The sequence below is a fragment of the Yokenella regensburgei ATCC 49455 genome, from assembly GCF_000735455.1.
GTDB lineage: Bacteria > Pseudomonadota > Gammaproteobacteria > Enterobacterales > Enterobacteriaceae > Yokenella > Yokenella regensburgei.
In genome coordinates, this window is record NZ_JMPS01000029.1 from 37,586 (window position 1) to 63,296 (window position 25,711).

The window sequence follows — 25,711 nt, forward strand, 5'->3', positions numbered from 1 at the left end:
CTTGTTGCCCGATTACTTCGTCACTTTGTCATACCAGACCATGTCGGCGTTCAGCCCCTGCTGATAACCCTTCACCGCATCACGCACGACTATCTGGGTTTTGCCCTGGTCGATGAAGACGTACGGTGAACTGCGCTGGAGTTCTTCCTGCATTTTCTTGTACAGGTCCAGTCGTTTGGCCGGATCCGGCTCGGCGACGGCGGCGAGCGTCTGCTGGTTCAGCTCGGGAATTTTCCAGCCGTTAAGTCCGGCTACGGTGCTGGATTTTCCGTCGTTCCACGCAAAAGCGCTGGCGTTTGAGTGGGCATCGAAGTAGTCCGGGATCCACAGACGAATTGCCGCCTGATGCTGCTTCGCGCGTACGCGGGCATACACCTGGCTACCGGCGGCCGGGAGTAAGTCGACCTTCACGCCGCCCTGGGCAAAACTGGCCTGCATCGACTGGGCGATGGTGATAAACGGCGGTTTGTTTTCCACATCGAGAGTGAAATGGGCGTCTTTAATCCCGGCTTTTTCCAGAATCGCTTTCGCTTTTTGCGGATCGAACTTGAACGGATTGTTATCAAGCGCGCCCGGTAAACCAACCGGCAGGAAGCTCTGGTGCACAAAGTACTGACCCTTCAGCAGGTCTTTGGTGATGCCTTCGTAGTCTACCAGCCAGCGTGCGGCTTCCCAGAATGCCGGGTTGTTCAGGAGTGGGTTAGCGCTGTTGGTGGTGTTGAACGCCAGATAATTTTGCTCGGCGGAAGGAATGCTCAGCACTTTTACGCCAGGCTTGTTTTGCAGTGCCGCAATCTGATCGGCACCTAAATCGCGCGCGACATCGGCGTCACCCTGCTGGATAAGCAGGCGGCGGGAGGCCGGATCCGGCACGTTTTTGATGATGATATTTTTAAGTTTCGGCGCACCACCGGGGGCGGATTCGTTGGCGTCGAGCACAATCGCCTGGTGCGGCTGATACACGCGCATTTTGAACGCGCCGCTGCCGGCGGAGTGCATCTTAAGCCAGCTATTACCGAAGTCGTCGCCCTTCACGTTGGCGCTGACCAGCTTCTCATCGACGATAGAGGCGATGGGGGTTGAGAGAATATTCAGCGCCACCGCCGGGCTGACGTCGGCGGTCCAGTGCAGCTGTAGCGTATGATCGTCGATTTTCTTCAACTGACCGTCGATGTTGTCCGGCTGCCAGCCGAGCACGTTGAGGATAAACGCCGGTGATTTATTGAGCTTCACCGCGCGTTGGTAAGAGAAAATGACGTCTTCCGGACGCAGCGGGTTGCCGGAGGCGAATTTAGCCTCTCCCCGGAGCTTCACGGTCAGGGTTTTGGCGGCCGGATCGGCCTGCCAGCTTTCAGCCAGCACCGGGGTGATTTTTTCCGGGTTGTCGCGATCGGGTTGTACCAGGCGCTGATACAGGCTCGGGACGGTCTGAATACTGGAGAGTTCGTTTGCCTCCGCCGGGTCAAGGCTGACGATATCGTCAAGACCCTGGGCAACGACCAGCGTATTCGGGGGCGTTGCGGCCCAGGATGGGGCCGACAGCGCGGCCAATACCACGATAGATAACAGTTTTTTAGCCATGAGCAATCCCTGAAAAATGATATTGTGTGATTATTATGCTTTGCTACGTTAGGGCTCGATTGAAAATCCGTAAAGTCATAATTCAGAAATGCTTATGCGATAAATGCATAACCAAGAAGTAGAAAGCATGAGTCGCCAGATATCTCTTTAAAAGGAGCACTATGTGACGGAAATAAATGAATATGGTCAGGAGGTTGGCGCCCCGTTGCCACAATGGCAGGGGGCTGAGCAGTTGCGCCGAAAGACGCTGACGGGCCGCTATTGTCGGCTGGAAACGCAGTGTGCCCAGACGCACGCCGCAGATTTGTATGATGCCTACGCGCAGGCTGAGGATGAGCGTGACTGGACGTGGCTTGCAAGCCGGCGCCCGCAATCGGTCGCGGACACTCAGACCTGGCTATTACTGAAAACCGCCGACCCTTCTCTGGTGCCGTTTGCGGTGATCGATAACCGTAGCGACAGGGCGGTAGGGCTGGTGTGTCTGATGGCTATCGATCGCGCCAACGGCACGGTGGAAATCGGCCACGTGACCTGGTCGCCGCGAATGAAAAATAGCGTGCTGGGTACGGAAACCGTCTGGCTATTACTACGCGAAGCCTTTGCCTGCGGCTACCGGCGCGTGGAGTGGAAATGTGATTCGCTCAATACCGCCTCAAGACGAGCGGCAGAGCGTCTTGGTTTCACTTTTGAGGGGCGTTTTCGCCAGAAGATCGTGCGTAAAGGACGTAACCGTGACAGCGACTGGCTCTCCATCATTGATGGTGAATGGCCCGAGCGTGATGCGGTGCTTCAGGCCTGGCTGGAAGCGAATAATTTTACCTCAGAGGGTCAACAGCGGCGCTCGATGCATGACGTGCGCCAGGCTTTAAGCGCTACGCCGCGCACAGCAGAGTAAGTACCCGCTCCGCCTCAACCTGCCAGTGCAGCGTGAAGGCGGTGCCTTTGGGGAAGCCCGCCAGCGGCTCGGTGAGCGCCAGAGTCATGGTGAGAGGCGTCAGCGCGACCACCTCGGCGCAGGTAAAATCCAGCAGTTGGTTGACCCGGTAATGCAGCGCCTTGTACAGACTCTCTTTCGCGCTGAAAGCCAGCGTGACGGCGGTGGCGAAGGGGAGTGAGTGCAGACGCTGGCGTTCCGCGTCATTGATAACGGTTTGCCAGCACTCACTTGCTATTGATTCCTCCATGATATTTTCGATATCAATGCCGACCAGCGCCCGGTCGTTATTCACCACGACGGCGACCGCCAGACTCGCGCTATGGCTAATACTCCCGCGAACCTCACGTGGCCAGAGTGGTTCACGCTGCGGCCCGATGCCCGGAATATCGACGCGGCCGGTAAGCGCCTTCAGCGCATGGGCTGCGGCAATACGCCCGGCCAGATGTTCGGCTTTGCGTTTGATGGCGGCGTGGCTGAGCTGTGCGTGGTGCGGAAGCCACAGTAAGTCGTGCTCAAGAAAGGTGGCGGCATCGAATTCCAGTTGATGAACTTCGGCACCGGCTAGGCAAAACGTGGTGTGCTGATTTTGCATGAAGCGTCTCACAGGCCCCCTCCTCGCGGAGAGGGCTGGATTAACAATTAATAACGTATCAGAAGTGCGTGTTCACACTCATAAACCAGGTACGGCCGGATTCATTATAGGTTTCTGCACCCGCACCGTACATATAGCCGGTGTTGCCGCCGGTGGTCTGGGCATTACCTGCGCGCCAGTGGCGTTTATCGAAGAGGTTGTCCACACCCGCCGTCAGACTGACGTTTTTGGTGGCATCCCAGGTGGCGCTCAGACCAACAATGCTGTACGGGCTGACTTCGTTTGTCTCGCTGCCGGTGGCCGGTTCACCCTTGTAGTTGTACTTCTTCGGCTGCTGTTTGCCGTACCAGGTGAAGGTGGACTGCACGGAGAGATCCTGCTGGATCTGCCAGCTTAGCGTCGAGTTCAGCGTGTACTCCGGAATGATGGAGAGACGATCGCCGGTCTCTTTGTTTTTGCTCTGCAACATGTAAGTGACGTTGTTGGTCCAGCTGACGGTCTCGCTGACCGGTACGTTCAGCGTCCCTTCCAGTCCCTCTACCACCGCTTTAGGCACGTTTTCCCACTGGTAGATATCCGTTTTCGTGGTGCCTTTGGCGGTCTGACCGATTGGCGCATAGCCCGCTTCAATCTTGTTGCGGTAGTCGTTACGGAACCAGGTGATACCGGCTAACCAGCCATCACGTTTGAATTCCAGGCCAATCTCTTTGTTGATGCTGTTTTCGGCCTTGAGGTCGTCGTTACCCATCATGTAGCAGCCGACGCCGTTACCGCTGGCGTAGCAGCCCTGGCCTTTGCTGTAGAGGATATAGTTCGGGTTGGTCTGATACAGGCTGGGTGCTTTATAGGCGCGGGCGATACCCATTTTCAGCGTAAAGTCGTCACCTAAGCCCTGAGACAGGTTCAGCGCCGGGCTCCAGTTGTTGCCCACGATGCTGTGATGGTCAAAGCGCAGCGCCGGGGTCAGCATGGTGGAGTCGGTGACTTCCATGTTGTCTTCCGCGAACAGCGAGAAGATCTCGGCCTGGGAATACGGACTGCGTCCGGTGCTGCTGGAGTTCGGGATATCGCCACCCATGAAGGTCTGGGTGTTGGAGGACATATCCTTCATGCGCTGCTGGTTCCACTCGCTACCGAGGGTCAGGTTCTGATTTATCACGAAATCGAGGGGCAGGTTGACTTCGCTGTGCAGCATCAGATCGGAGAGATCGATATCTGAGAAGCTGTTACTGCTGAAGATCCCCTCGGTGCCGCCGGCCAGGCCTTCGCCTTTACGCGAGTTACGCGTGCGCTCGTATTGCACCCAGTTGCTGGTGGTGACGCCGCTGTCCCAGCCGCCGTTCCAGGTCATGGAGTAGTTCTGGCGGTACAGGCGGTTAGTCTCTTTACCGTAGTTCTCTTTCACCAGATCGTTGGAGTTGGTGTTCTGGGTATCGCCAGAGTAGAGGTTGCCCTGGCGGCTGTAGCCCGCCTGCATTTCAAGAGACTGCATCGGCGCAAAGTCCCAGTGCAGTACCCCGTTAATATTCTTGTTGGTGACCCCTTCACGCCCGGCTGGCAGGGTATCGGCGTAGATACCGGTACGTTCTGACTGATGGCCCTGGTTGATATCCCAGGCATCGGCCTGCGTTTTATCAAGGTTGCCGTAGAGGTTAAAGCTAAAGCCTTCGCCCATCGGGCCGCTCAGGCTGAAGTTGGTACGCTTGGTGGAACCTTCGTCTTTGTGCTCCGGGGCGTTGAAGTAGGTATTCCACGAGCCGTGCCACTGGCCATCACTTTTCTTGGTGATGATATTCACCACACCACCGGCGGCACCGTTACCGTAGCGGGCTGCGGCCGGGCCACGAATCACTTCAATGCGTTCAATCATTTCTGGCGGTACCCAGCCGGTATCACCGCGGGTGTCACGCTCGCCACGCCAGCCGAGGCGGATAGAGTTGCGGCTGGTGACCGGTTTTCCGTCAACCAGAATCAGCGTGTTTTCCGGACCCATACCACGGATATCGATCTGGCGGTTGTTGCCGCGCTGACCGCTGGTGGAGTTACCGGTCAGGTTCACGCCGGGCATGGTGCGGATAATTTCCGAGATATCGCGAGCGGGCGGATTTTTACGGATTTCATCGGCGGTGATCGTCGACACGCCTGGCGCCTGCAAGTTCTGCTCGGCGGCGGTCACGACCATGGTTTCTTCTGCATGCAGTGGTAATGCAACCCCGTAAATTCCCAGAGAGACCAGAACGGCCAGGGATGTGATTTTGTTATTCATTGTGTGTCCTGCTATGAAAGTTCTTAATAAAAAAACGCGCGGCATAACGCTATTGCAAATGCAAATAGTTATCAATAATATTATCAATATATTTTGCGTTGTAACACAAAACGCATTGCAAACATGGGGTTAATGTGTCTGAGTTGTTAACAACGGGTAGCGAAGCCTGGTGGGAAAGCAAAAAAGGACCGCAATGGCAGCCGGAAGGGGATGACTATCGGGTCACGTTCTGGTGGCGCGATCCTGCGGGTAGCGAGCAGACTTCCGCTATTCAGCGGGTGTGGATTTACATCACCGGCGTCACCGACCATCACCAGGGCGCCACCCCGCAAACCCTTGAACGCCTGCCAGGAACTGACGTCTGGCAGTGGCAAACTCTGCTGCCTGGCACCTGGCGCGGCACCTACTGCTTTATCCCCTCCGTGCGCGACGACGATTTTCCCCCTGAAGCCTTTAGCCCTACTCCCGAGCGCGGGGCGCTACGCAGCGGCTGGGCGAAACTGCTGCCGCAGGCGATTGCCGACCCGCGTAATCCGCAGGGCTGGAGAGGGGGGCGCGGACATGGCGTATCGGCACTTGAGATGCCTCAGGCCCCGGTACAGCCCGGCTGGAATACCCCCGCAGAGTGCTTTACGCCGCCGGTCAACCTGACCTGGCGCAGCACACGCCTGAACAACACCCGACGGGTATGGGTGTACACCACCGGCAGGAGTGATGACGCCAGTCGACCGCTGGCAGTACTGCTGGACGGGCAATTCTGGGCCGAGAGCCAGCCGCTCTGGCCGGTGCTCGCCGGACTCACCGCGCAGGGGAAATTACCCCCGGCGGTGTACGTACTGATTGATGCCATTGATATCGCCACCCGTGGGCGAGAACTTAGCTGCAAAGATGATTTCTGGCAGGCGGTGCAGCAGGAGCTGTTGCCTCAGGTGCAGTGCATCGCGCCGTTCAGCGACAGGCCCGAGCGCACCGTGGTGGCCGGGCAAAGTTTTGGTGGTCTGGCGGCCATGTACGCCGGACTGAAATGGCCGCAGCGCTTTGGCTGCGTGCTGAGCCAGTCCGGCTCGTTCTGGTGGCCGCATCGTCACGAACAGCAGGAAGGCGTGGTGCTTGAAAAGCTCAAACATGGCGAACTCTCGCCGCAGGGTTTGCGGATCTGGCTTGAGGCCGGGAAGCGTGAACCGGTTATCTATCGCGCCAATCAGGCGCTGTTATCGCAACTGCAAAAAACGCCGCAGCCGGTTTTCTGGCAGCCATTTGATGGCGGGCACGACGCGCTGTGCTGGCGAGGCGGGCTGACGGCCGGGCTGATGGCACTCTGGCAGCCGGTCATTCAGGCAGGGATATAAAAGGAGTTTGGTATGCAAGGCAGTAACCCTTTCGACGATCCGCAGGGACAGTTTTACATTCTGCGTAACGCCCAACTGCAGTACAGCCTGTGGCCGCAGCAGTGCGACCTTCCGGCTGGCTGGCAGGTGATGCTCGAACCACAGCCGCTGGAGCAGTGTAATGCCTGGCTTAGCGGACAGGTTACCACGCTGACACCCGCTCATTACGCCACCGCAGGGAGCGCCGCATGACGAAGACTTTACCGTTGGTTGCCGCACAGCCGGGGATCTGGATGGCAGAGCAGCTCTCAACGCTACCGAATGCATGGAGCGTGGCGCACTATGTGGAGCTGAACGGTGAGCTGGATGCCCCGCTGCTGAGCCGGGCGATTGTCGCGGGTTTATCGCAGGCGGATACGCTGCGTCTGCGTTTTCAGCAGCAGGAGGGCGAGGTCAGCCAGTGGATTGACGATGCCATGGTCTTCAGTACCCCTGAGTGCCTCGATCTGCGCCAGCAGGAAGACGCCGAAGCCGCGGCGAAGCGGGTGATGCAAAACGATCTCAAGCAAAACCTGCGTGCTGATGGGAATAATCCGCTGGTGACGCACAAACTGCTGCGCGTGGCCGATGACCGCTGGTTCTGGTACCAGCGCTACCATCACCTGCTGGTTGATGGCTTCAGCTTCCCGGCTATTACCCGCCAGATTGCCGCGATTTATCGTGCCTGGCAGCAGGGTGAGGCGACTCCGGAATCCCCGTTTACCCCGTTTGAAGAGGTGGTTGCCGAGTATCAGCAGTATCCACACAGCGAAGCATATCAGCGCGATAAGCGGTTCTGGGCGGAGCAGCGCGCGGCGCTACCGTCTCCGGCGTCGCTATCGCCGCTACCGTTCCCCGGACGGGCTACCACCACTGATATCTGGCGTTTTCACTTAACGGCAGACAGCCGCGACTTTGGCAAGCTTGCCAACGCGACGGGCTGTCAACGCGCGGATCTGGCACTGGCGCTGGTGGCGCTGTGGCTGGGTCGTCTGTGCGGGCGTCAGGAATATGCCGCCGGGTTTATCTTCATGCGCCGCATGGGTTCCGCGGCGCTCACCTCCACCGGCCCGGTGCTGAACGTGCTGCCGATGGCGGTGCGGCTCGACGCCGCTCTGACGGTGGCAGAGCTCGCGCAGCGCCTCGCCGCGCAGCAGAAAAAAATGCGTCGTCACCAGCGTTATGATGCCGAACAGATTGTGCGCGACGCCGGGAGAGCCGCCGGTGATGAAGCCCTGTTTGGCCCGGTATTGAACGTCAAAGTGTTTGAGTATCAGCTGGATCTACCCAACGTTTCGGCGAAAACCCACACGCTGGCGACCGGCCCGGTGAACGATATCGAACTGGCGCTGTTCCCGGATGAGCACGGTGGACTGTCGATTGAGATCCTGGCGAACCAGCAGCGCTACGACGAAGCAACGCTGCGCGGGCATATCGACAGACTGAGCGCCATGCTGCGCCAGTTGGCGGATAACCCAAACCTGCGCTGCGGCGATGTCGATCTGCTCAGTGCGGAAGAACACCAGCGGCTGGCGACCATTAACGACACCGCCGTGATGCTGCCGGAAACCACCCTCAGCGCGCTGGTGGCGGAGCAGGCGGCGAAGACACCGGACGCGATAGCGCTGGTGGATGCCCGCTGGCAGTTCAGCTACCGCGAGATGCGTGAACAGGTGGTGGCACTTGCAGAACTGCTGCGCGCCCGAGGCGTGAAGCCTGGCGATAGCGTGGCGGTGGCGCTGCCACGATCGGTATTTTTAACCCTCGCGCTGCACGCTATTGTTGAAGCCGGGGCGGCCTGGTTGCCGCTCGACACCGGTTATCCGGACGACAGGCTGCGAATGATGCTGGAAGACGCACAGCCATCGCTGCTTATCACCTCAGAGGACCAACTTTCTCGCTTCTGTGGCGTTGAGATGCTGTGCTACAGCGAACCGCTGCCGGTCACCGACGGGGCGCCGCTCTTGCTTTCCCGTCCGGAACATACCGCGTACATCATCTTTACCTCCGGCTCCACCGGGCGTCCGAAAGGCGTGATGGTGGGGCAAACCGCCATCGTTAACCGTCTGCTGTGGATGCAGGAAAGCTATCCGTTAACGGCAAACGACGTCGTGGCGCAGAAAACGCCGTGCAGCTTTGACGTCTCGGTCTGGGAGTTCTGGTGGCCGTTTATCACCGGTGCAAGGCTCGTGATGGCAGAGCCGGAAGCGCATCGTGACCCGCAGGCGATGCTGCAGTTTTTCGAACACTATGGTGTCACCACCACCCACTTTGTCCCCTCGATGCTGGCGGCGTTTGTCGCTTCGCTGACGGCGGAAAACCGCAATGGCTGCCGGAGCCTGCAGCGGGTATTCTGCAGCGGTGAAGCGCTGCCTGCCGAACTGTGTCGCGAATGGGAACAGCTGACCGCTGCCCCGCTGCACAACCTCTACGGCCCGACGGAAGCGGCGGTGGACGTGAGCTGGTATCCGGCCTGTGGCCCGGAACTGGCGGCGGTCACCGGCAACAGCGTGCCGATAGGTTTCCCGGTCTGGAATACCGGTCTGCGGATCCTGGATGGCATGATGCGCCCGGTGCCGTTCGGTGTGGCAGGCGATCTGTATCTCACCGGCATTCAGCTGGCGCAGGGCTATCTGGGGCGCCCGGACCTGACCGCCAGCCGTTTTATTGCCGATCCTTTCGTCCCGGGCGAGCGTATGTACCGCACCGGTGACGTTGCCCGCTGGCTGGATAACGGGGCGGTGGAATACCTTGGCCGCAGCGACGATCAGCTCAAAATTCGCGGTCAGCGCATTGAGCTTGGTGAAATCGACCGGGTGATGTCGGCGCTGCCGGATGTTGTTCAGGCGGTGGCGCATGCCTGCGTATTTAACCAGGCCGTGGCAACCGGCGGTGATGCCCGCCAGCTGGTGGGGTATCTGGTTTCTGAATCCGGCCTGCCGCTGTCGCTTGAGGCATTGCAGACGCAATTGCGTCTGCAACTTCCTGCTCATATGGTGCCGGTGGTGTTGTTGCAGCTGGATGCATTACCGCTCAGCGCTAACGGTAAGCTGGATCGCAAGGCGCTGCCGTTGCCGCAGCTCACGCAAAAAGCGGCGGGACGGGCGGTGTCATCTGATGAAGAAGTGGCGGTGGCTGGCGCGTTCAGCGAGCTGCTCGGCTGCCAGGTGAACGACGTGGATGCTGATTTCTTCGCGCTTGGTGGACACTCGCTGCTGGCGATGCGTCTGGCCGCCATGCTGAGCCGCACCTTCGCCCGACGGGTAACGCCGGGGCAGGTGATGGTCGCCTCTACGGTAGGGCAGCTCAGCGCGCTGCTGGCGGCTGAGGACGATGGTCGCGCGGAGCGTCTCGGGTTTGAGACCATTTTGCCGCTGCGTGAAAGCGATGGCCCGACGCTGTTCTGCTTCCACCCGGCCTCCGGCTTCGCCTGGCAGTTCAGCGTGCTGGCGCGCTATTTGAGCGAGCGCTGGAACATCACCGGTATTCAGTCTCCGCGTCCTGATGGCCCTATGCAGAATGCGGCTAACCTCGACGAAGTGTGCGAGCACCATCTGGCGACGCTGCTGGAGCAGCAGCCCCGGGGGCCGTATTACCTGCTCGGCTACTCGCTCGGAGGGACGCTGGCGCAGGGTATTGCCGCTCGTCTTCAGCAGCGCGGTGAAACGGTCGCTTTCTTAGGCCTGCTGGATACCTGGCCGCCGGAGACGCAAAATTGGGCGGAGAAAGAGGCTAACGGTCTGGATCCTGAGGTACTGGCGGAAATTGCCCGCGAGCGGGAAGCCTTTATCGCCGCGCAGCAGGGGCAGGGATCGAGCGAGCTTTTCAACGCCATCGAAGGTAACTACGCCGACGCGGTGCGTCTGCTAACCACCGCGCACAGCGTACCGTTTGCGGGTAAGGCAACGTTGTTCGTGGCGGAGCGCACTCTGCCGGCAGGTATGAACCCGCAAACGGCCTGGGCGCCGTGGGTGGAGGCGCTTGAGGTGTACCGTCAGGACTGTGCCCACGTGGATATCATCTCCCCGCAGGCGTTTGAAAAGATTGGGCCGGTGCTGCGCGAGCTGCTGGGCTAAATCAGGTTTCCCTCTCCCGCTGGGGGAGGGAATACTTAACGGTGACGGCCAAGCGGGATCACCAGCGGCGTTCCGGCAATCGGATCGTCAATGATGGTACAGCGCAGGCCGTAAATTTTCTCAATCAGGTCGGTGGTGACGATGACTTTTGGGTCACCTTCGGCAACTATCTTGCCATCGCGCAGTGCGATGAGATGCGTGGCATAGCGGCAGGCCTGGTTTAAGTCGTGCAGTACCGCCGCCAGCGTATAGCCCTTCTCGCGATTTAATTCGCTCAGCAGTTCCAGCAAATCTATCTGGTGGCTGATATCAAGCCAGGTGGTTGGCTCATCCAGCAGCATAATCGAGGTTTCCTGTGCCAGCACCATGGCAATCCATGCCCGCTGCCGCTGCCCGCCGGAGAGCGTATCGACGCTCTGCTGGGCCAGTTCGGTAATGCCGGTCGCCTGCATCGCGCGGCTGACCGCCTCGTCGTCTTCCTGCCGCCAGCGACTGAACATCGGCTGGTGGGGGTAACGCCCGCGCGCTACCAGCTCCTGCACCGTGATATCTCCCGGTGTCGTGGCGTTTTGCGCCAGCAGACCAATACGGCGTGCCACCTCTTTACTGGGGTAGTGCGAGATGTGTTCGCCATCGAGCCAGACGTGACCGCGCGCTGGCGTCATCAGACGGCTTAGGGTACGCAGCAGCGTTGATTTACCGCAGCCGTTTGGGCCAATGATCGCCGTGAAGTGACCGTCCGGAATGGCCACGTTAAGCTGCTCGGCAATGGTTTTCTTGCCCCAGGCGAGGGTTAACTGGTCGCCGCGCAGTCGGGCAGTGGTATCGGTCATTTTTTACGAGACTCCTGAATTAACAACACGATGAGGTAGATGCCGCCGAGGCTGACGGTGACCACCCCACCGGGAGCTGATACGGTAAAAAGATTTTTTGGGCGCAGAAATCGGCAAGCGACAGCAGTAGCGCGCCGCACAGCGCCGACTGGGTAAGCCCCCAGCGTGCGGTGCCGCTCAGGCGATGCGCGATATGTGGAGCGACCAGCGCAATGAAGGATATGGGGCCTGCAAGCGCCGTGGCGGCGGCGGTTAGTACCACCGCGACCAGCATCAGCAGCAGCCGCGAGCGCTCGACCCGCACTCCCAGCGCACAGGCGCTGTCGTCACCCATCTCCAGCAGACGTAAACGGCGTACCAGCAGCGTAGCGCCCACCAGCGCGAGCAGAATAAGCGGTGCAGAAGGCCAGGTCTTCGCCCAGGTGATGCCGTTGAGCGAACCGGCGTTCCACAGCCCGGCGGTCAGCGCCGTCTCAAGAGAGGCGCGCAGCAGTAGCCAGGTATTGAAGGCAATCAGCATCGCACGCACGCCGATACCAATGATAATGAGGCGGAAAGTATCGATACCGTTGCGCCACGCCAGCGCCCACACCACGACAGAGGTCAAAATACCGCCCGCCATCGCCGCCAGCGCAATGGCGGTGAGATCCTGACCGAACAGCACCATCGCCACCAGCACGCCGCTCCATGCGCCGGTGTTGAAGCCCATCACGTCCGGGCTGCCCAGCGGGTTACGCATCAATGACTGAAATATGGCGCCGCTGACCCCAAGGGCGGCACCAATCAACAGCGCCATCAGCACTCGTGGCAGACGCCATTCGGTCACCACGAGGGTAATACTGCGCGGTGCATCGCCCATCAGCGCAGCGAAAACCTGGCTGAGCTCCAGCGTCACCGCTCCGCTGCAAAGCCCCCACAGCGCGATACCGGTTCCTGCCAGCAACAGCAGCAGGCAGCTTACGACCAGCCGACGAGAAGGTGCGGTCATTGGGCACCTCCTTTCGGCTGGCGGCGTACCAGCCAGATAAGCACTGGCGCACCAATAAAGGCGCTGACCACTGATACACGCAGTTCACCCGGCACCAGCAGGCGGCCAGCAATATCGGCGAACAGCAGCAGGGCAGGTGTCGCGAGCAGCGTCACCGGCAGCGACCAGCGGTGATCGGCGCCGACTATCCAGCGTGCGACGTGCGGCATCATCAGGCCGATAAAGGCTATCGGGCCGACGAGGGCGGTGGCGCTGCCGCTCAGCACGGCAATGGCCAGCAGGCCGATAATTTGGGTTCGGGCGACGCGGCTACCGAGCGCGGTGGCGGTATCGGTGCCGAGACTCAGGCTGTTCAGCGACCGGCTCAGGCCGAGTGCGACGGCACCGGCAATCAGCGCCGGCAGCAGCACGGCCTTCAGGGTAACGAGGCTGCGGATATCAAGCGAGCCGGCCTGCCAGAAACGCAGTTGATCGTAAACGTCGGGGTTGAGCAGGGCGATCCCACTGGACAGCCCCTCCAGGACCGCACCAAGGGCAACGCCAGCGAGGGTTAATCGTACCGGGCTTAGCTGACCGCCACCCTGGCTGCCGGTAAACGCCACCAGGAGTGATGCTGCCAGCGCGCCGCCGAAGGCCATCGCCAGCTGTTCCTGCGGCGACGTCAGCCCCCAAACTGCAGCGCCGAGGACGATTGCAAAGCTGGCCCCGGCGTTAACGCCGAGGATCCCCGGGTCGGCGAGCGGATTACGGGTCAGGGATTGCATTAATGCCCCGGCCAGGCCCAAAGCACCGCCGGCCAGTAATCCGGCAAGGGTTCGCGGCAGTCGTGCGTCAAGCACGATGGTACAGTCGGCGGTCTGGCAGGTGCCTGAGAGGGCATCGTAAATGATGCTTACCGGGAGCGGTTTAGCGCCAATAAGCAGGCTGAGTGCAGCGGCAAAAACGAGCAAAAGCAATAAACCGGGAACGGCAATGGCGCGCAACGCGGTTTTAGAACACGACATAGGCAACATCCATGAGTATGATAATGATAGTACTTATCGTTATCGATCTTATTTGTATATGTTACCATGCACCACCATGAATCTGGTAAGGAATTAGCGCAAGGCGCCTCATGAATCGACAATCCTGGCTACTCAATTTAAGCCTCCTGAAAACGCATCCGGCCTTTCGTGCCGTGTTTATTGCTCGCTTTATCTCCATTCTTTCTCTCGGGTTATTGGGCGTGGCTGTCCCGGTACAAATTCAGACAATGACCCACTCCACCTGGCAGGTGGGTCTCTCGGTGACGCTGACCGGCGGGGCGATGTTTGTCGGCCTGATGGTGGGCGGCGTGCTGGCGGATCGCTACGAGCGAAAAAAACTGATCCTGCTGGCGCGTGGGACCTGCGGTATTGGTTTTCTCGGGCTGTGGCTGAATGCGCTGTTGCCTGAACCCTCACTGCTGGCGGTATACCTGCTGGGGCTGTGGGATGGCTTCTTTGCCTCTCTTGGCGTGACGGCGCTGCTGGCCGCAACGCCGACGCTGGTCGGGCGCGAGAACCTGATGCAGGCCGGAGCGATCACGATGTTGACCGTCCGCTTAGGTTCGGTGATTTCGCCGATGGTTGGCGGGCTGCTGCTGGCGACCGGCGGCGTGGAGTGGAACTTCCTGCTGGCGGCGCTCGGGACCTTCATTACGACGCTCACTCTGTTGCGTTTACCGCTGCTGCCACCGCCACCGCAGCAGCGTGAACATCCGCTGAAATCACTGCTCGGTGGGATCCGCTTTTTATTCCAGAGCCCGCTGATTGGCGGCATTGCGCTGCTGGGCGGATTGCTGACCATGGCGAGTGCTGTTCGGGTGCTGTATCCGGCGCTTGCGGAGGGCTGGCAGATGTCGGCTTCGCAGATTGGGTTGCTGTACGCGGCGATCCCGCTCGGCGCAGCGCTGGGGGCGCTGACCAGCGGGCAGCTGGCGCAAACTTCACGTCCAGGGCGGGTGATGTTGCTGACGACGGTTGCTTCTTTCGTGGCGATAGCGCTCTTTAGCGTAATGCCGCTGTGGCTGGGAGGCGTGGTATGCCTGGCGCTATTCGGCTGGCTCAGCGCTATCAGTTCTCTGCTGCAGTACACCCTGATCCAGACACAAACACCGGAGGCGATGCTCGGGCGTATTAACGGCCTGTGGACCGCGCAAAACGTCACCGGGGACGCTATCGGCGCGGCGGTGCTCGGGGGGCTTGGCGCCCTACTGACGCCGGTATCCGCCGCCAGTACCAGCGGCTGGGCGCTGGCGATCGTGGGTTTACTGCTGGTGTGGCTGCTGGGTGAGCTGCGACGTTTTCAGCGCGAAGGGCCTGAATCTCTCACCCCCGCAAAGCCGTTAGCCAAATAATTTCTCCAGCCGCTGGAGTACCAGCATGGCGCTGTAGTAGTCGAGGCGGAAGGTTTCGGTGCCAAGGGCGTATACGCGCTTGTGCTGTACCGCTGGCAGATGTGCCAGCAGCGGGTTGTCATAGATGGCATCGACGTCCTTCTGGTCGCCGGCAAACAGGAACAGTGACTCACCGTTAAGTCCTGCAGCCAGATTTTCACCGCCCAGCTGAAGAATATCGTGGCGCTTACCCTGGCTCTGGCTGGTATGCAGATCCGCCGGTAAAGGAGCAAGGGTAAAACCGAGCTGGGTCAGGAGTTTGCCCTGCGCGGAGTCGGCGGTCCACAGGTTAGCGCTGTGCGCAGCGGCGGTATACACCAGCGCGCTCACCGGCTGCGGGGGTAGCGTCATTTTGGTTTTCAGCGTCGCAAGCTGTTGGGTGAAACTATTGATCCGCGCGGCGGCCTGTTTCTCATGACCGGTAATGGTACCGAGCTGCGTCAGCAGCGCCTGCCAGCTCTTATCGTCGTAGTTGATGATGAGCGTAGGGGCAATGGCGGAGAGCTGGTCGTACAGCGCGATGGCGGAATCGCCGCCGGTGGCGCTAATGAGAATAAGATCTGGCATTTGCGCCGCTACCGCTTCTGCGCTGGGTTCGCCGATATACAGGCGCGCGAGCTGGCGAGATTTTGCTTCAGTGCTCCACTGGCGCAGAAAACCCTGGTCGTCGGCAACGCGGTTGTTTGGCGTGGTGGCGCCGCTGGCAACTATCGGCGCATCAATCGCGAGCAGGGAACCCGTCAGGGTCACGCTGGTGGAGACAATTCGCGTAGGTTGGCTTGAAAGGGTATGGGTGCCGCGGCTGTCGGTTACTTGGCGCGGCCAGTCGGCGGCATACGCTGAGGCAAATCCGAAAAGAAAAAGTGCTGAAATCAGTAAGGTACGGGACCACATAGAACAAAGTTTCACGAATTAATGTCCTGTTTTTATTGGAGTGAATGCGTCTCATTTTCACAATCCTCTCTCCGGGTTGCAAGTGTTCATCGTGCAATATGCGGGTTGAGCGGTTGACATCATACGCATTTACTTTTAGCTTACCGAACCAAAATATAAATGATAATCATTATTAATATCTTTATCGTTTCGGAGGATGATATGGAAACGTCATTGGCTGAGGATGTGCTGGACGAGACGACAACGCTGTCGCCCGATAGCTTCTTCTTCATGTCCCCGTACCGCAGTTTTACTACCTCTGGCTGCTTTAGCCGTGTGTCGACCCCCGTTGAGGGCGGCGACGATCTGAATAGCGCTTTCCAGCAAAGCATCAGTACGGCGTTCCGCGAGGCAAAAGCCGCCGGGATCCGCAAACCGGTGATGGTCGGGGCAATCCCGTTCGATACTACGCAGCCTTCCGCGCTATTTATTCCACAGCAGTGGCAAACCTTCTCCCGTACCAGCCGACAGCACGCTGCTCGTTACGCCGCGGCATTGCCGGAGATGAACGTCACCGAGCGGCAGGAAATCCCGCCTCAGGACGGGTTCATGTCGATGGTCGCCAGCGCCGCCGGGCTTACCGCTACGCCGGAAGTGGACAAGGTGGTGCTTTCCCGCCTGATAGAGATTTCGACCGATGCGCCGTTAGACAGCGGTGCGCTGCTCGAACGTCTGATTGCACAGAACCCGGCGAGCTACAACTTCCATATCCCTCTGCCGGACGGCGGTGTGCTGCTGGGGGCAAGCCCGGAGCTGCTGTTACGTAAAGAGGGCAGGCACTACAGTTCGCTGCCGCTGGCCGGTTCTGCGCGCCGCCAGCCGGATGACATGCTGGATCGCGAGGCGGGCAATAAGCTGCTGGCATCGGAAAAAGATCGCCACGAGCATGAGCTGGTTACCCAGGCGATGAAGGCGGTGCTTGCACCGCGCAGCAAAATACTGGAGCTGCCGGATTCCCCACAGCTGGTGACGACGCCAACCCTGTGGCATCTGGCGACCCCTATCGAAGGGATTGCTCATGACGAAGAGAATGCGCTGTCGCTGGCCTGTTTGCTGCACCCGACTCCGGCGCTGAGCGGTTTCCCGCATCAGGTGGCAAAACGTCTGATTAGCGAACTGGAACCCTTCGATCGTGAACTGTTCGGCGGCATCGTCGGCTGGTGCGATGACGAAGGTAACGGCGAGTGGGTGGTGACCATCCGCTGCGCCCGCGTGCGTGAGAACCAGGTTCGCCTGTTTGCGGGCGCCGGAATTGTTCCGGCTTCTTCACCGCTTTCCGAGTGGCGCGAAACCGGCGTGAAGCTTTCCACCATGCTGAACGTTTTTGGCCTGCACTGAGGAGCGAGTATGACTATTCCGTTTACCCGCTGGCCGCAGGAAGCTGCCGCTCGCTACCGGGAGAAAGGCTACTGGCTGGATCTGCCCCTCACTGACATTCTGACCCGCCACGCTGATAACGACGCCATCGCCGTGTACGATGGTGAACGCACCTTCAGCTACCGCGAGCTCAACCAGGCGGCTGATAACCTCGCGGCCCACCTGCAACGTCAGGGGATAAAATGCGGCGAAACCGCGCTGGTGCAGCTTGGCAATGTGGCGGAGTTTTATGTCACCCTCTTTGCGCTGCTGCGCCTTGGCGTGGCACCGGTTAACGCGCTGTTCAGCCATCAGCGCAATGAGCTTAGCGCCTATGCGCAGCAGATTGCGCCGACGCTACTCATCGCCGACCGCGAGCACGCGCTGTTTGCCGACGATACCTTCCTCAATACTTTTGTCGCAGAGCATCCTTCGTTACGCCTGGTGCTGCTACGTGGGGATATGGGGGAACATGCTCTCGAAGCCGCGATGGCACAGGCGAGTGACGCGCTGGTACCGACGCCTTCACCCGCCGATGAGGTGGCGTTCTTCCAGCTCTCCGGCGGCAGCACCGGTACACCGAAGCTTATCCCGCGCACTCACAATGACTACTACTACAGCATTCGCCGCAGCAATGAGATTTGTCATTTTGATGCGCAGACCCGCTATCTCTGCGCGCTGCCGGCAGCGCATAACTACCCGATGAGCTCGCCGGGCGCGCTGGGGGTGTTTCTTGCCGGCGGCGCCGTGGTGCTGGCGAGCGATCCGAGCGCCACCCTGTGCTTCCCGCTCATCGAAAAACACCAGGTCAACGTTACGGCGCTGGTCCCTCCGGCGGTCAGCCTGTGGCTGCAGGCGATCAGCGAGTGGGGGAGCAATGCTTCGTTACGCTCTCTGAAGCTGTTGCAGGTGGGCGGCGCAAGGCTTTCTGCCTCGCTCGCGGCGCGGATCCCGGCGGAAATCGGCTGTCAGCTGCAGCAGGTGTTCGGCATGGCGGAAGGGCTGGTGAACTACACCCGCCTGGACGACAGCGAGGCACGCATCCTTAACACCCAGGGTTGCCCGATGAGCCCGGACGATGAAGTCTGGGTTGCGGATGAACAAGGTAACCCGTTACCGCTCGGTGAAGTCGGGCGTCTCATGACCCGTGGCCCGTACACCTTCCGGGGTTATTTCCGCAGCCCTGCACATAATGCCGAAGCCTTCGACAAGAACGGTTTTTATGCTTCCGGCGATCTTATTTCTATCGACAAAGACGGCTATATCACCGTTCAGGGACGCGAGAAAGATCAGATCAACCGCGGCGGCGAGAAGATCGCGGCGGAAGAAGTTGAGAATCTGCTGCTGCGTCATGAGTCGGTTATCCATGCGGCGCTGGTCAGTATGGAGGACAGCCTGCTCGGCGAGAAAAGCTGCGCGTACCTGGTGACTACGACTCCGCTGCGGGCGGTTGCCGTGCGTCGTTTCCTGCGTGAGCAGGGCGTCGCGGAATTTAAGCTGCCGGATCGCGTGGAGTGCGTAGAAACGCTGCCGCTGACCCCGGTTGGCAAAGTGGACAAGAAAAAATTGCGTCAGTGGCTGGCGGTAAACGCTTCAGCCTGAAGGAGACAACAACATGGCTATTCCTAAACTGCAGGCCTATGCCCTGCCAGGCGCCGATGACATTCCGGCGAACAAAGTTGACTGGGCCTTTGAGCCTGAGCGCGCCGCGCTGCTCATTCACGATATGCAGGAGTACTTCCTCAACTTCTGGGGTGAGAACAGCCCGATGATGGAAACCGTCGTCGCCAACATTGCGGCCCTGCGTCAGTACTGCAAGCAGCACCATATTCCGGTGTATTACACCGCGCAGCCGAAAACGCAAAGCGATGAAGATCGTGCGTTGCTGAACGATATGTGGGGGCCGGGGTTAACCCGTTCCCCGGAGCAGCAGCAGGTGATTGCCGCACTGGCGCCCGATGAGGCTGATACCGTGCTGGTGAAGTGGCGCTACAGCGCATTCCATCGCTCTCCGCTGGAAGAGATGCTGAAGCAAACCGGGCGCAATCAGCTGATTATCACCGGCGTGTATGCGCATATCGGCTGCATGACCACCGCCACCGATGCGTTCATGCGCGACATTAAACCGTTCTTTGTGGCCGACGCGCTGGCGGATTTCAGCCGCGAGGAACACCTGATGTCGCTCAACTACGTAGCCGGTCGTTCAGGCCGGGTGGTGATGACGGAAAATCTGCTGCCGGTACCGCTTTCAAAAGCGGCGTTGCGCACCACCATTCTGCCGCTGCTCGATGAATCCGACGTACCGCTGGATGATGAGAATCTGATTGATTATGGCCTCGATTCGGTACGCATGATGTCCCTTGCCGCCCGCTGGCGCAAAGTGCACGGCGATATCGATTTTGTGATGCTGGCGAAGAACCCGACGATTGACGCCTGGTGGACGCTGCTCTCTCGCGAGGTGAAGTGATGGCCGGGTTTGATTTTCACGGCAAACACGTTTGGGTAACCGGCGCGGGCAAAGGCATTGGTTATGCTACCGCGCTGGCGTTCACCGAGGCGGGTGCCAGCGTTACCGGTCTCGACCTGACCTTTGACGGTGAGCATTACCCTTTTGCCACTGAAGTGCTGGACGTCGCCGATGCCGAAGAGGTGGCGCTGGTAAGCCGCCGTCTGCTGGCGCATCAGCCCCGCCTGGATGTGCTGGTGAATGCCGCCGGGATCCTGCGCATGGGCGTGACCGATGCGCTGAGCCAGCAGGACTGGCAGCAGACTTTTGCGGTCAACGTTGGCGGCGCCTTTAACCTGTTTCAGAACACCATGGCACAGTTTCGCCAACAGCAGGGTGGGGCAATGGTCACTGTAGCATCTGATGCCGCCCACACGCCGCGCATTGGTATGAGCGCCTATGGCGCCTCGAAGGCCGCGTTGAAAAGCCTGGCTTTGACGGTGGGACTGGAGCTTGCCGCCAGCGGTGTGCGTTGTAATCTGGTGTCGCCGGGATCGACCGATACCGATATGCAGCGCACGCTGTGGCGCAGCGACGACGCCGAGCAGCAGCGCATTCGTGGGTTCGGCGAGCAGTTTAAGCTCGGCATTCCGCTGGGCAAAATTGCCCGCCCGCAGGAGATTGCCAGCACGGTGCTGTTCCTGGCTTCCGACCAGGCGAGCCATATCACGCTGCAGGATATTGTGGTCGACGGCGGCTCGACGCTGGGGGCTTAGATGATCTGGAAACGTCATTTAACGCTCGAAGCGCTGAACGAAACCAGCCGCCACACCATGGTTGAGCATCTGGGGATTGTCTATACCCGTCTCGGTGATGACATGCTGGAAGCGGAAATGCCGGTGGATGCCCGCACGCATCAGCCTTTTGGCCTGCTGCACGGCGGGGCTTCGGCGGCGCTTGCAGAAACGCTGGGTTCGATGGCGGGATACCTGATGACCCGCGACGGCCAGTGCGTAGTGGGAACCGAGCTTAATGCTACCCATCATCGCCCGGTTTCTCAGGGCAAAGTGCGCGGCGTGTGCCAGCCGTTGCACCTGGGGCGGCAGAGTCAGAGCTGGGAGATTGTGGTGTTTGATGAACAGGGCAGGCGCTGCTGCACCTGCCGGTTAAGTACGATGGTGATGGGTTAAAGCATTGATATAACCCGGCGAAGCAGGCGGATACGTGGTTCAATGGACGCAATATCCAGCCACTCCGCCGGACTGTGGAAACCTGCGCCGACCGGGCCAAACCCATCCAGCGAAGGGATCCCCAAAGCGGCGGTGTGGTTAGCATCGCTACCGCCGCCTACCGCCTGCCAGGTCACTTTTACGCCTTCTTCCTGACCTGCAAGCTCGACGAGGCGCATCAGCAGCTGTGTCTCTTCGCTGGCTGCCATCGCCGGTTTGTGGTTAATACGAGTAAGCGATGTGGTGACCCCGTCGAGGAATCCTTCGGCACACAGCGCTTCCAGCGCCTTATTCACCCGCTCATACTCATCGTTTTCCCAGAAGCGTACGTCCAGCTCTGCGACGGCGTGGTCTGCAACCACGTTGGCAACGCTGCCGCCAGAGATAACGCCCACATTCAGCGTGGTGCCGCGTGGGATATCACTTAACGCATTGATGGCGAGAATACTGTTAGCCAGCGCGGTTACCGCAGAACGGCCTTTCTCCGGCTCGTTACCGGCATGTGCTGCGACGCCGCTGAAGGTGAGACGATAGCCCGCCATACCTTTACGTGCTTTAACCAGTGAGCCGTCGGCGCGTGCGGCCTCGCAAACCAGTACGCAGCGGGAACGTTTGGCGATTTCCCCTATCCACTGGTGTGAATGGACGCTGCCGGTCTCTTCATCCGGATTCATGGCAATGGCGATAGATAATCTTTCCAGATGAGTGTTGCTGAGGCTGCGCATCGCCCACAGAATATTGAGCAGACCGCTTTTCATATCGGATACGCCCGGCCCGTACAAGCGTTCGCTATCCTGAGTAAGCGGGCGTTCAGCCACGGTACCCTGCGGGAATACAGTATCCAGATGGCCAACCAGCAGCACGTCATACTCTTTGGCTTCTGGCTTGTTGGTGACAAACACGCCTGGGCCAACTTTATCTCCAAGATCAACACGCTGGGTGTGCCAGCCTTCCTTCTGCCATAGGGTTTCCATGACGCCCGCGACGGTAGCAACACCGGAGAGGGTTGCGGTGCCGCAGTCGACGTTGACCAGTGATTTTAGCTCTTCAATATAGCGTTCAAGATTCATATTGCGTCCTGTTCTAGATAATAATGCGCATCAGCAGCATGGCTAAAAAGGCGTTGATGACTGAGATAACAATCATCAGTGGGATCCGTTTGGCGCGGGTGCCGATGACACCGAGAATGCGGCCGATATACTGCACCTGCGAACCCATCAGGTAGATGGCGGGAGCGAGGATCGCCAGATGTTCGCCGGTGAGAATGCCTTTATCGAACAGACCGATAGCGACCCCGATCCCGCCTCCCATCGACATCCAGCCGCCGATTAACACCGCAGCCGCTTCGCCCGGCAAACCGAAAAGCCCCATCAGCGGAGCGAAAATCATGCCCAGGCCCTTCAGTGCCCCGGTGATCTCCAGAGCTTTAATAATGATGAATGCCATCACGACGTTGGGCAGGGTACTGCTGGTGGCTATCCCCCAGCCTTTACGCGCGCCTTCAACAAAAACATCGGTAATGACCGGTTTAGATGGCGATACGCTCATGAGGCTTCTCCTTTTGCCTGAGTAGGGGCGGGGGCATCTTTGGCGCTAAAACGCACAACCAGACGCAGCATATTGGCGCCGACAATTTTCATGATGAACATGACGGCCACGCAGGCGCCGATAGAAGTAGGAACGGCCGCGGTGCCATCAATGGCAACCAGGGTGAAGAGGATTGCACCGGAGGAAAAGAAGTTGGTGATCATTGCTCCCGCTGAAAACTGAAACATGGCGAAAACGTCTTTTTCATTTTCGCTGATTTGCCCTTCATCAGACAGGTTGCGGGTGAGAGAGGCTCCGACATCGGTGCTTTGCAGGCTGCCGATCAGTGCAAGCCCGGTGGTGCCCGGAATACCAAGCAATGGTCGTAATAGCGGCGTGAGCAAACGACGTGCGGCGCGCAGGGCACCATAGTGCTCGAGAACGTTGATCATCCCGAGCGCAAACATCACCGCCGGGATCAGACCAAGAGCAAACAGAAAACCATCCATCGCGCCGCTGCCGCCGGTTCCGCGGAAGGCGCTGGTGGCGGTGGTCAGGGTGCCATCATCAAGCGATGCTTTACTGACGACTTTGCCGAAAGCACCGTTGAGCGTGGTGAAATCAAATACGCCGTACCACTCTTTTCCTCCCAGCAGGCCGGAAAAGAAGACGGCAGCAAACGCCAGGGCGAAGTACGCGCCTGGCCCAACCTTGTAGTCCTCAGGTGTTGAACTTTTCATATCCATGTCCTTGTTTATATGCGGATCCGCCTGCTTATTCTGGCGAGGATGGGAACAAAAAAAATGATACAAATCATTTCGTGACGGTATTAGATCGAGCAAAAGCAAAAACTGTGACAGGGAGAGCTTGTACAGTGAAAGGCGTTGCTACGGCGTGAAAGTGATCGACTTAACAATGTGATGTAAAAAGATGGTGATATGTCTGTTTTAATTGGTTGTTGTGTTGTTAATTTTTGACCGAATGTTATAGATACAAAATGTAACAACTCACCTCTCCACTCATGGAAACAACACAATGAATAACTCAGGGAAATACCTTGTCTGGGCATTGCTTTCCGTTGTCGGAGCCTTTGCCCTCGGCTATATCGCCCTCAATCGCGGTGAACAAATCAGCGCATTGTGGATTGTCGTGGCATCGGTTTGTATTTATCTCATCGCCTACCGTTTTTATGGCCGCTACATTGCCAAAACCGTGCTGGCGGTAGATCCCACGCGCATGACGCCCGCCGTGCGTCACAACGACGGTCTGGACTATGTGCCGACCGACAAGAAAGTGCTGTTCGGTCACCATTTTGCCGCCATTGCCGGGGCAGGCCCGTTAGTCGGCCCGGTGCTGGCAGCGCAGATGGGCTATTTACCAGGGATGATCTGGATCCTCGCCGGCGTGGTGCTGGCCGGTGCGGTACAGGACTTCATGGTGCTGTTTGTCTCCACGCGCCGCGACGGGCGTTCGCTTGGTGAGCTGGTGAAAGAGGAAATGGGCCCCACCGCTGGGGTCATTGCCCTCATCGCCACATTTATGATTATGGTGATAATCCTCGCGGTGCTGGCAATGATCGTGGTGAAAGCGTTGACTCATAGCCCGTGGGGAACGTATACCGTCGCCTTTACCATTCCGCTGGCTATTTTCATGGGAGTCTATATTCGTTTCCTGCGTCCCGGGCGGATCGGCGAGGTTTCCGTTATCGGTCTGGTGCTGCTGGTTTTTGCCATTATCTCTGGCGGCTGGGTAGCAGAAAGCCCGACCTGGGCGCCGTGGTTTGACTTCACCGGAGTGCAACTGACGTGGATGCTGGTGGGGTACGGGTTTGTGGCGGCGGTGCTGCCGGTGTGGCTGCTGCTGGCACCGCGTGATTACCTCTCAACCTTCCTGAAGATTGGTACTATTGTCGGGCTCGCGATTGGCATTTTGATTATGCGCCCAACGTTGACGATGCCGGCGCTGACCAAGTTTGTTGATGGTACAGGTCCGGTATGGACCGGTAATCTGTTCCCGTTCCTGTTCATTACTATCGCCTGTGGCGCGGTTTCTGGCTTCCATGCGCTGATTGCCTCCGGTACGACGCCTAAGATGCTGGCGAGCGAAGGGCAGGCTTGCCTTATCGGCTACGGCGGTATGCTGATGGAGTCGTTTGTGGCGATCATGGCGCTGGTGGCGGCCTGTATTATCGACCCTGGCGTCTACTTTGCCATGAACAGCCCGATGGCGGTGCTGGCGCCGGCAGGCACCACTGACGTTGTTGCGTCGGCGGCACAGGTGGTCAGCAGCTGGGGCTTCACCATCACGCCAGATACGCTTAAGCAGATTGCCAGCGAAGTGGGTGAGCAGTCGATAATCTCCCGCGCAGGCGGAGCGCCGACGCTGGCGGTGGGGATGGCGTATATTCTGCATGGTTCGCTGGGCGGCCTGATGGATGTATCCTTCTGGTACCACTTTGCTATCCTGTTTGAAGCGCTGTTTATCCTGACCGCCGTCGATGCCGGTACCCGTGCGGCGCGCTTTATGCTGCAGGATCTGCTCGGGGTTATCAGCCCGAACCTGAAACGAACGGACTCACTGCCTGCGAACCTGCTGGCAACGGCGCTGTGCGTGCTGGCGTGGGGCTATTTCCTGCACCAGGGGGTGGTCGATCCGCTGGGCGGTATTAATACCCTGTGGCCGCTGTTTGGTATTGCCAACCAGATGCTGGCTGGAATGGCGCTGATGCTTTGCGCGGTGGTGCTGTTCAAGATGAAGCGTCAGCGTTATGCCTGGGTGGCGCTGCTGCCGACGGCGTGGCTGCTGATCTGTACTCTGACGGCAGGCTGGCAGAAGGCCTTCAGTCCGGATGCTAAGATTGGCTTCCTGGCAATCGCTAATAAGTTCCAGGCGATGATCGACAGCGGTAATATTCCGTCGCAGTACACCCAGTCGCAGCTGACGCAGCTGGTGTTTAATAACCGTCTTGATGCCGGACTGACCATTTTCTTCATGGTGGTCGTTGTGGTACTGGCGCTGTATTCTCTGAAGACCGCGCTGGCGGCGCTGAAGGAAGACAAACCGACGGCGAAAGAGACGCCATACGAGCCGATGCCGGAGAACCTGGATGGGATCGTAAGCCAGGCAAAAGGGGCGCATTAACGCCTCATCGTAACCCTCTCCCC

20 protein-coding genes and 1 pseudogene are annotated in these 25,711 nt (G+C 59.2%); 11 read left to right on the forward strand and 10 right to left on the reverse strand.

The annotated features are described in order from the left end of the window. Positions 1 to 12: 12 nt before the first annotated feature. On the reverse strand, positions 13 to 1,581 hold the full coding sequence (locus GYRE_RS08645; RefSeq protein ID WP_038254674.1) for an ABC transporter substrate-binding protein: 1,569 nt from the start codon (positions 1,579 to 1,581) through the stop codon (positions 13 to 15). Positions 1,582 to 1,744: 163 nt separating this feature from the next. On the opposite strand from GYRE_RS08645, the gene GYRE_RS08650 reads away from it, so the two are divergent. Continuing rightward, on the forward strand, positions 1,745 to 2,476 hold the full coding sequence (locus tag GYRE_RS08650; protein ID WP_038254677.1) for a GNAT family N-acetyltransferase: 732 nt from the start codon (positions 1,745 to 1,747) through the stop codon (positions 2,474 to 2,476). Here GYRE_RS08650 and entD read toward each other — a convergent pair. Both entD and GYRE_RS08660 read right to left on the reverse strand, forming a co-directional pair. Beyond that, on the reverse strand, positions 2,454 to 3,110 hold the full coding sequence (gene entD / locus GYRE_RS08655) for an enterobactin synthase subunit EntD (protein WP_038254680.1): 657 nt from the start codon (positions 3,108 to 3,110) through the stop codon (positions 2,454 to 2,456). The genes GYRE_RS08650 and entD overlap by 23 nt on opposite strands. Before the next feature lie 58 nt (positions 3,111 to 3,168). Then, the gene (locus GYRE_RS08660) at positions 3,169 to 5,376 is read right to left on the reverse strand and encodes a TonB-dependent siderophore receptor (RefSeq protein WP_006818965.1); all 2,208 of its coding nucleotides are present in this window, start codon (positions 5,374 to 5,376) and stop codon (positions 3,169 to 3,171) included. 134 nt (positions 5,377 to 5,510) lie between these two features. On the opposite strand from GYRE_RS08660, the gene fes reads away from it, so the two are divergent. Genes fes through entF form a run of 3 tightly spaced genes read left to right on the forward strand, consistent with a single transcriptional unit; the run spans position 5,511 to position 10,819 of the window. Then, complete coding sequence (fes, locus tag GYRE_RS08665; RefSeq protein ID WP_038254682.1) at positions 5,511 to 6,725, forward strand: enterochelin esterase; 1,215 nt, start codon at positions 5,511 to 5,513, stop codon at positions 6,723 to 6,725. Between the two features lie 12 nt (positions 6,726 to 6,737). Then, positions 6,738 to 6,956 (forward strand): MbtH family protein, encoded by a 219-nt coding sequence (locus GYRE_RS08670; protein WP_038254684.1) that lies wholly within the window; start codon positions 6,738 to 6,740, stop codon positions 6,954 to 6,956. Beyond that, a complete protein-coding gene (entF, locus tag GYRE_RS08675; RefSeq protein WP_038254686.1) occupies positions 6,953 to 10,819 on the forward strand; it encodes an enterobactin non-ribosomal peptide synthetase EntF in 3,867 nt (1,288 codons plus the stop codon). The genes GYRE_RS08670 and entF overlap by 4 nt, the downstream gene beginning before the upstream one ends. A gap of 35 nt (positions 10,820 to 10,854) precedes the next feature. On the opposite strand, the gene fepC is transcribed toward entF, so the two are convergent. The 3 genes and pseudogenes from fepC to fepD all read right to left on the reverse strand — a co-directional run bounded on the left by fepC (position 10,855) and on the right by fepD (position 13,644). Then, positions 10,855 to 11,652, reverse strand: coding sequence for an iron-enterobactin ABC transporter ATP-binding protein (gene fepC, locus GYRE_RS08680; RefSeq protein WP_006818970.1), 798 nt, complete (start codon positions 11,650 to 11,652; stop codon positions 10,855 to 10,857). After that, positions 11,649 to 12,640 (reverse strand): annotated as a pseudogene (fepG, locus tag GYRE_RS08685) (iron-enterobactin ABC transporter permease). Before fepG ends, fepC begins: the two are co-directional and overlap by 4 nt. Then, on the reverse strand, positions 12,637 to 13,644 hold the full coding sequence (gene fepD, locus GYRE_RS08690; protein WP_038254688.1) for a Fe(3+)-siderophore ABC transporter permease: 1,008 nt from the start codon (positions 13,642 to 13,644) through the stop codon (positions 12,637 to 12,639). The pseudogene fepG and the gene fepD overlap by 4 nt, the downstream one beginning before the upstream one ends. 110 nt (positions 13,645 to 13,754) lie before the next feature. Between fepD and entS the strand changes: the two genes are divergently transcribed. Continuing rightward, positions 13,755 to 15,017 carry an enterobactin transporter EntS gene (entS, locus tag GYRE_RS08695; RefSeq protein ID WP_038254690.1) on the forward strand — a complete coding sequence of 421 codons (1,263 nt, stop codon included), beginning with the start codon at positions 13,755 to 13,757 and terminating at the stop codon, positions 15,015 to 15,017. Here entS and fepB read toward each other — a convergent pair. After that, positions 15,006 to 15,965 carry a Fe2+-enterobactin ABC transporter substrate-binding protein gene (gene fepB / locus GYRE_RS08700; RefSeq protein WP_038254692.1) on the reverse strand — a complete coding sequence of 320 codons (960 nt, stop codon included), beginning with the start codon at positions 15,963 to 15,965 and terminating at the stop codon, positions 15,006 to 15,008. The two genes, entS and fepB, sit on opposite strands and share 12 nt — an antisense overlap. A gap of 186 nt (positions 15,966 to 16,151) precedes the next feature. On the opposite strand from fepB, the gene entC reads away from it, so the two are divergent. The 5 genes from entC to entH are packed head-to-tail and all read left to right on the forward strand — an operon-like array spanning position 16,152 to position 20,981. After that, entirely contained in the window at positions 16,152 to 17,327 is a 1,176-nt protein-coding gene (entC, locus tag GYRE_RS08705) for an isochorismate synthase EntC (RefSeq protein ID WP_038254761.1), read from the forward strand. Between the two features lie 9 nt (positions 17,328 to 17,336). Continuing rightward, a complete protein-coding gene (gene entE, locus GYRE_RS08710; protein WP_038254694.1) occupies positions 17,337 to 18,947 on the forward strand; it encodes a (2,3-dihydroxybenzoyl)adenylate synthase EntE in 1,611 nt (536 codons plus the stop codon). 13 nt (positions 18,948 to 18,960) lie between these two features. Then, positions 18,961 to 19,812, forward strand: coding sequence for an isochorismatase (locus tag GYRE_RS08715; RefSeq protein WP_006818977.1), 852 nt, complete (start codon positions 18,961 to 18,963; stop codon positions 19,810 to 19,812). Next, complete coding sequence (entA, locus tag GYRE_RS08720; RefSeq protein ID WP_038254696.1) at positions 19,812 to 20,567, forward strand: 2,3-dihydro-2,3-dihydroxybenzoate dehydrogenase EntA; 756 nt, start codon at positions 19,812 to 19,814, stop codon at positions 20,565 to 20,567. Before GYRE_RS08715 ends, entA begins: the two co-directional genes overlap by 1 nt. Continuing rightward, complete coding sequence (gene entH / locus GYRE_RS08725) at positions 20,568 to 20,981, forward strand: proofreading thioesterase EntH (protein WP_038254698.1); 414 nt, start codon at positions 20,568 to 20,570, stop codon at positions 20,979 to 20,981. Here the strand turns inward: entH and GYRE_RS08730 are convergent. From GYRE_RS08730 to GYRE_RS08740, 3 genes are read right to left on the reverse strand one after another with little or no spacing between them, the layout of a single operon-like run. Next, positions 20,978 to 22,090 (reverse strand): M20 family metallopeptidase, encoded by a 1,113-nt coding sequence (locus GYRE_RS08730; protein ID WP_006818980.1) that lies wholly within the window; start codon positions 22,088 to 22,090, stop codon positions 20,978 to 20,980. The two genes, entH and GYRE_RS08730, sit on opposite strands and share 4 nt — an antisense overlap. A gap of 13 nt (positions 22,091 to 22,103) precedes the next feature. Then, positions 22,104 to 22,568, reverse strand: a complete 465-nt coding sequence (locus tag GYRE_RS08735) for a YjiG family protein (RefSeq protein ID WP_006818981.1) — start codon at positions 22,566 to 22,568, stop codon at positions 22,104 to 22,106. Continuing rightward, a complete protein-coding gene (locus GYRE_RS08740; RefSeq protein ID WP_172635575.1) occupies positions 22,565 to 23,287 on the reverse strand; it encodes a nucleoside recognition domain-containing protein in 723 nt (240 codons plus the stop codon). The genes GYRE_RS08735 and GYRE_RS08740 overlap by 4 nt, the downstream gene beginning before the upstream one ends. A gap of 295 nt (positions 23,288 to 23,582) precedes the next feature. On the opposite strand from GYRE_RS08740, the gene cstA reads away from it, so the two are divergent. Next, a complete protein-coding gene (gene cstA / locus GYRE_RS08745) occupies positions 23,583 to 25,688 on the forward strand; it encodes a pyruvate/proton symporter CstA (protein ID WP_006818983.1) in 2,106 nt (701 codons plus the stop codon). Positions 25,689 to 25,711: the final 23 nt, after the last annotated feature.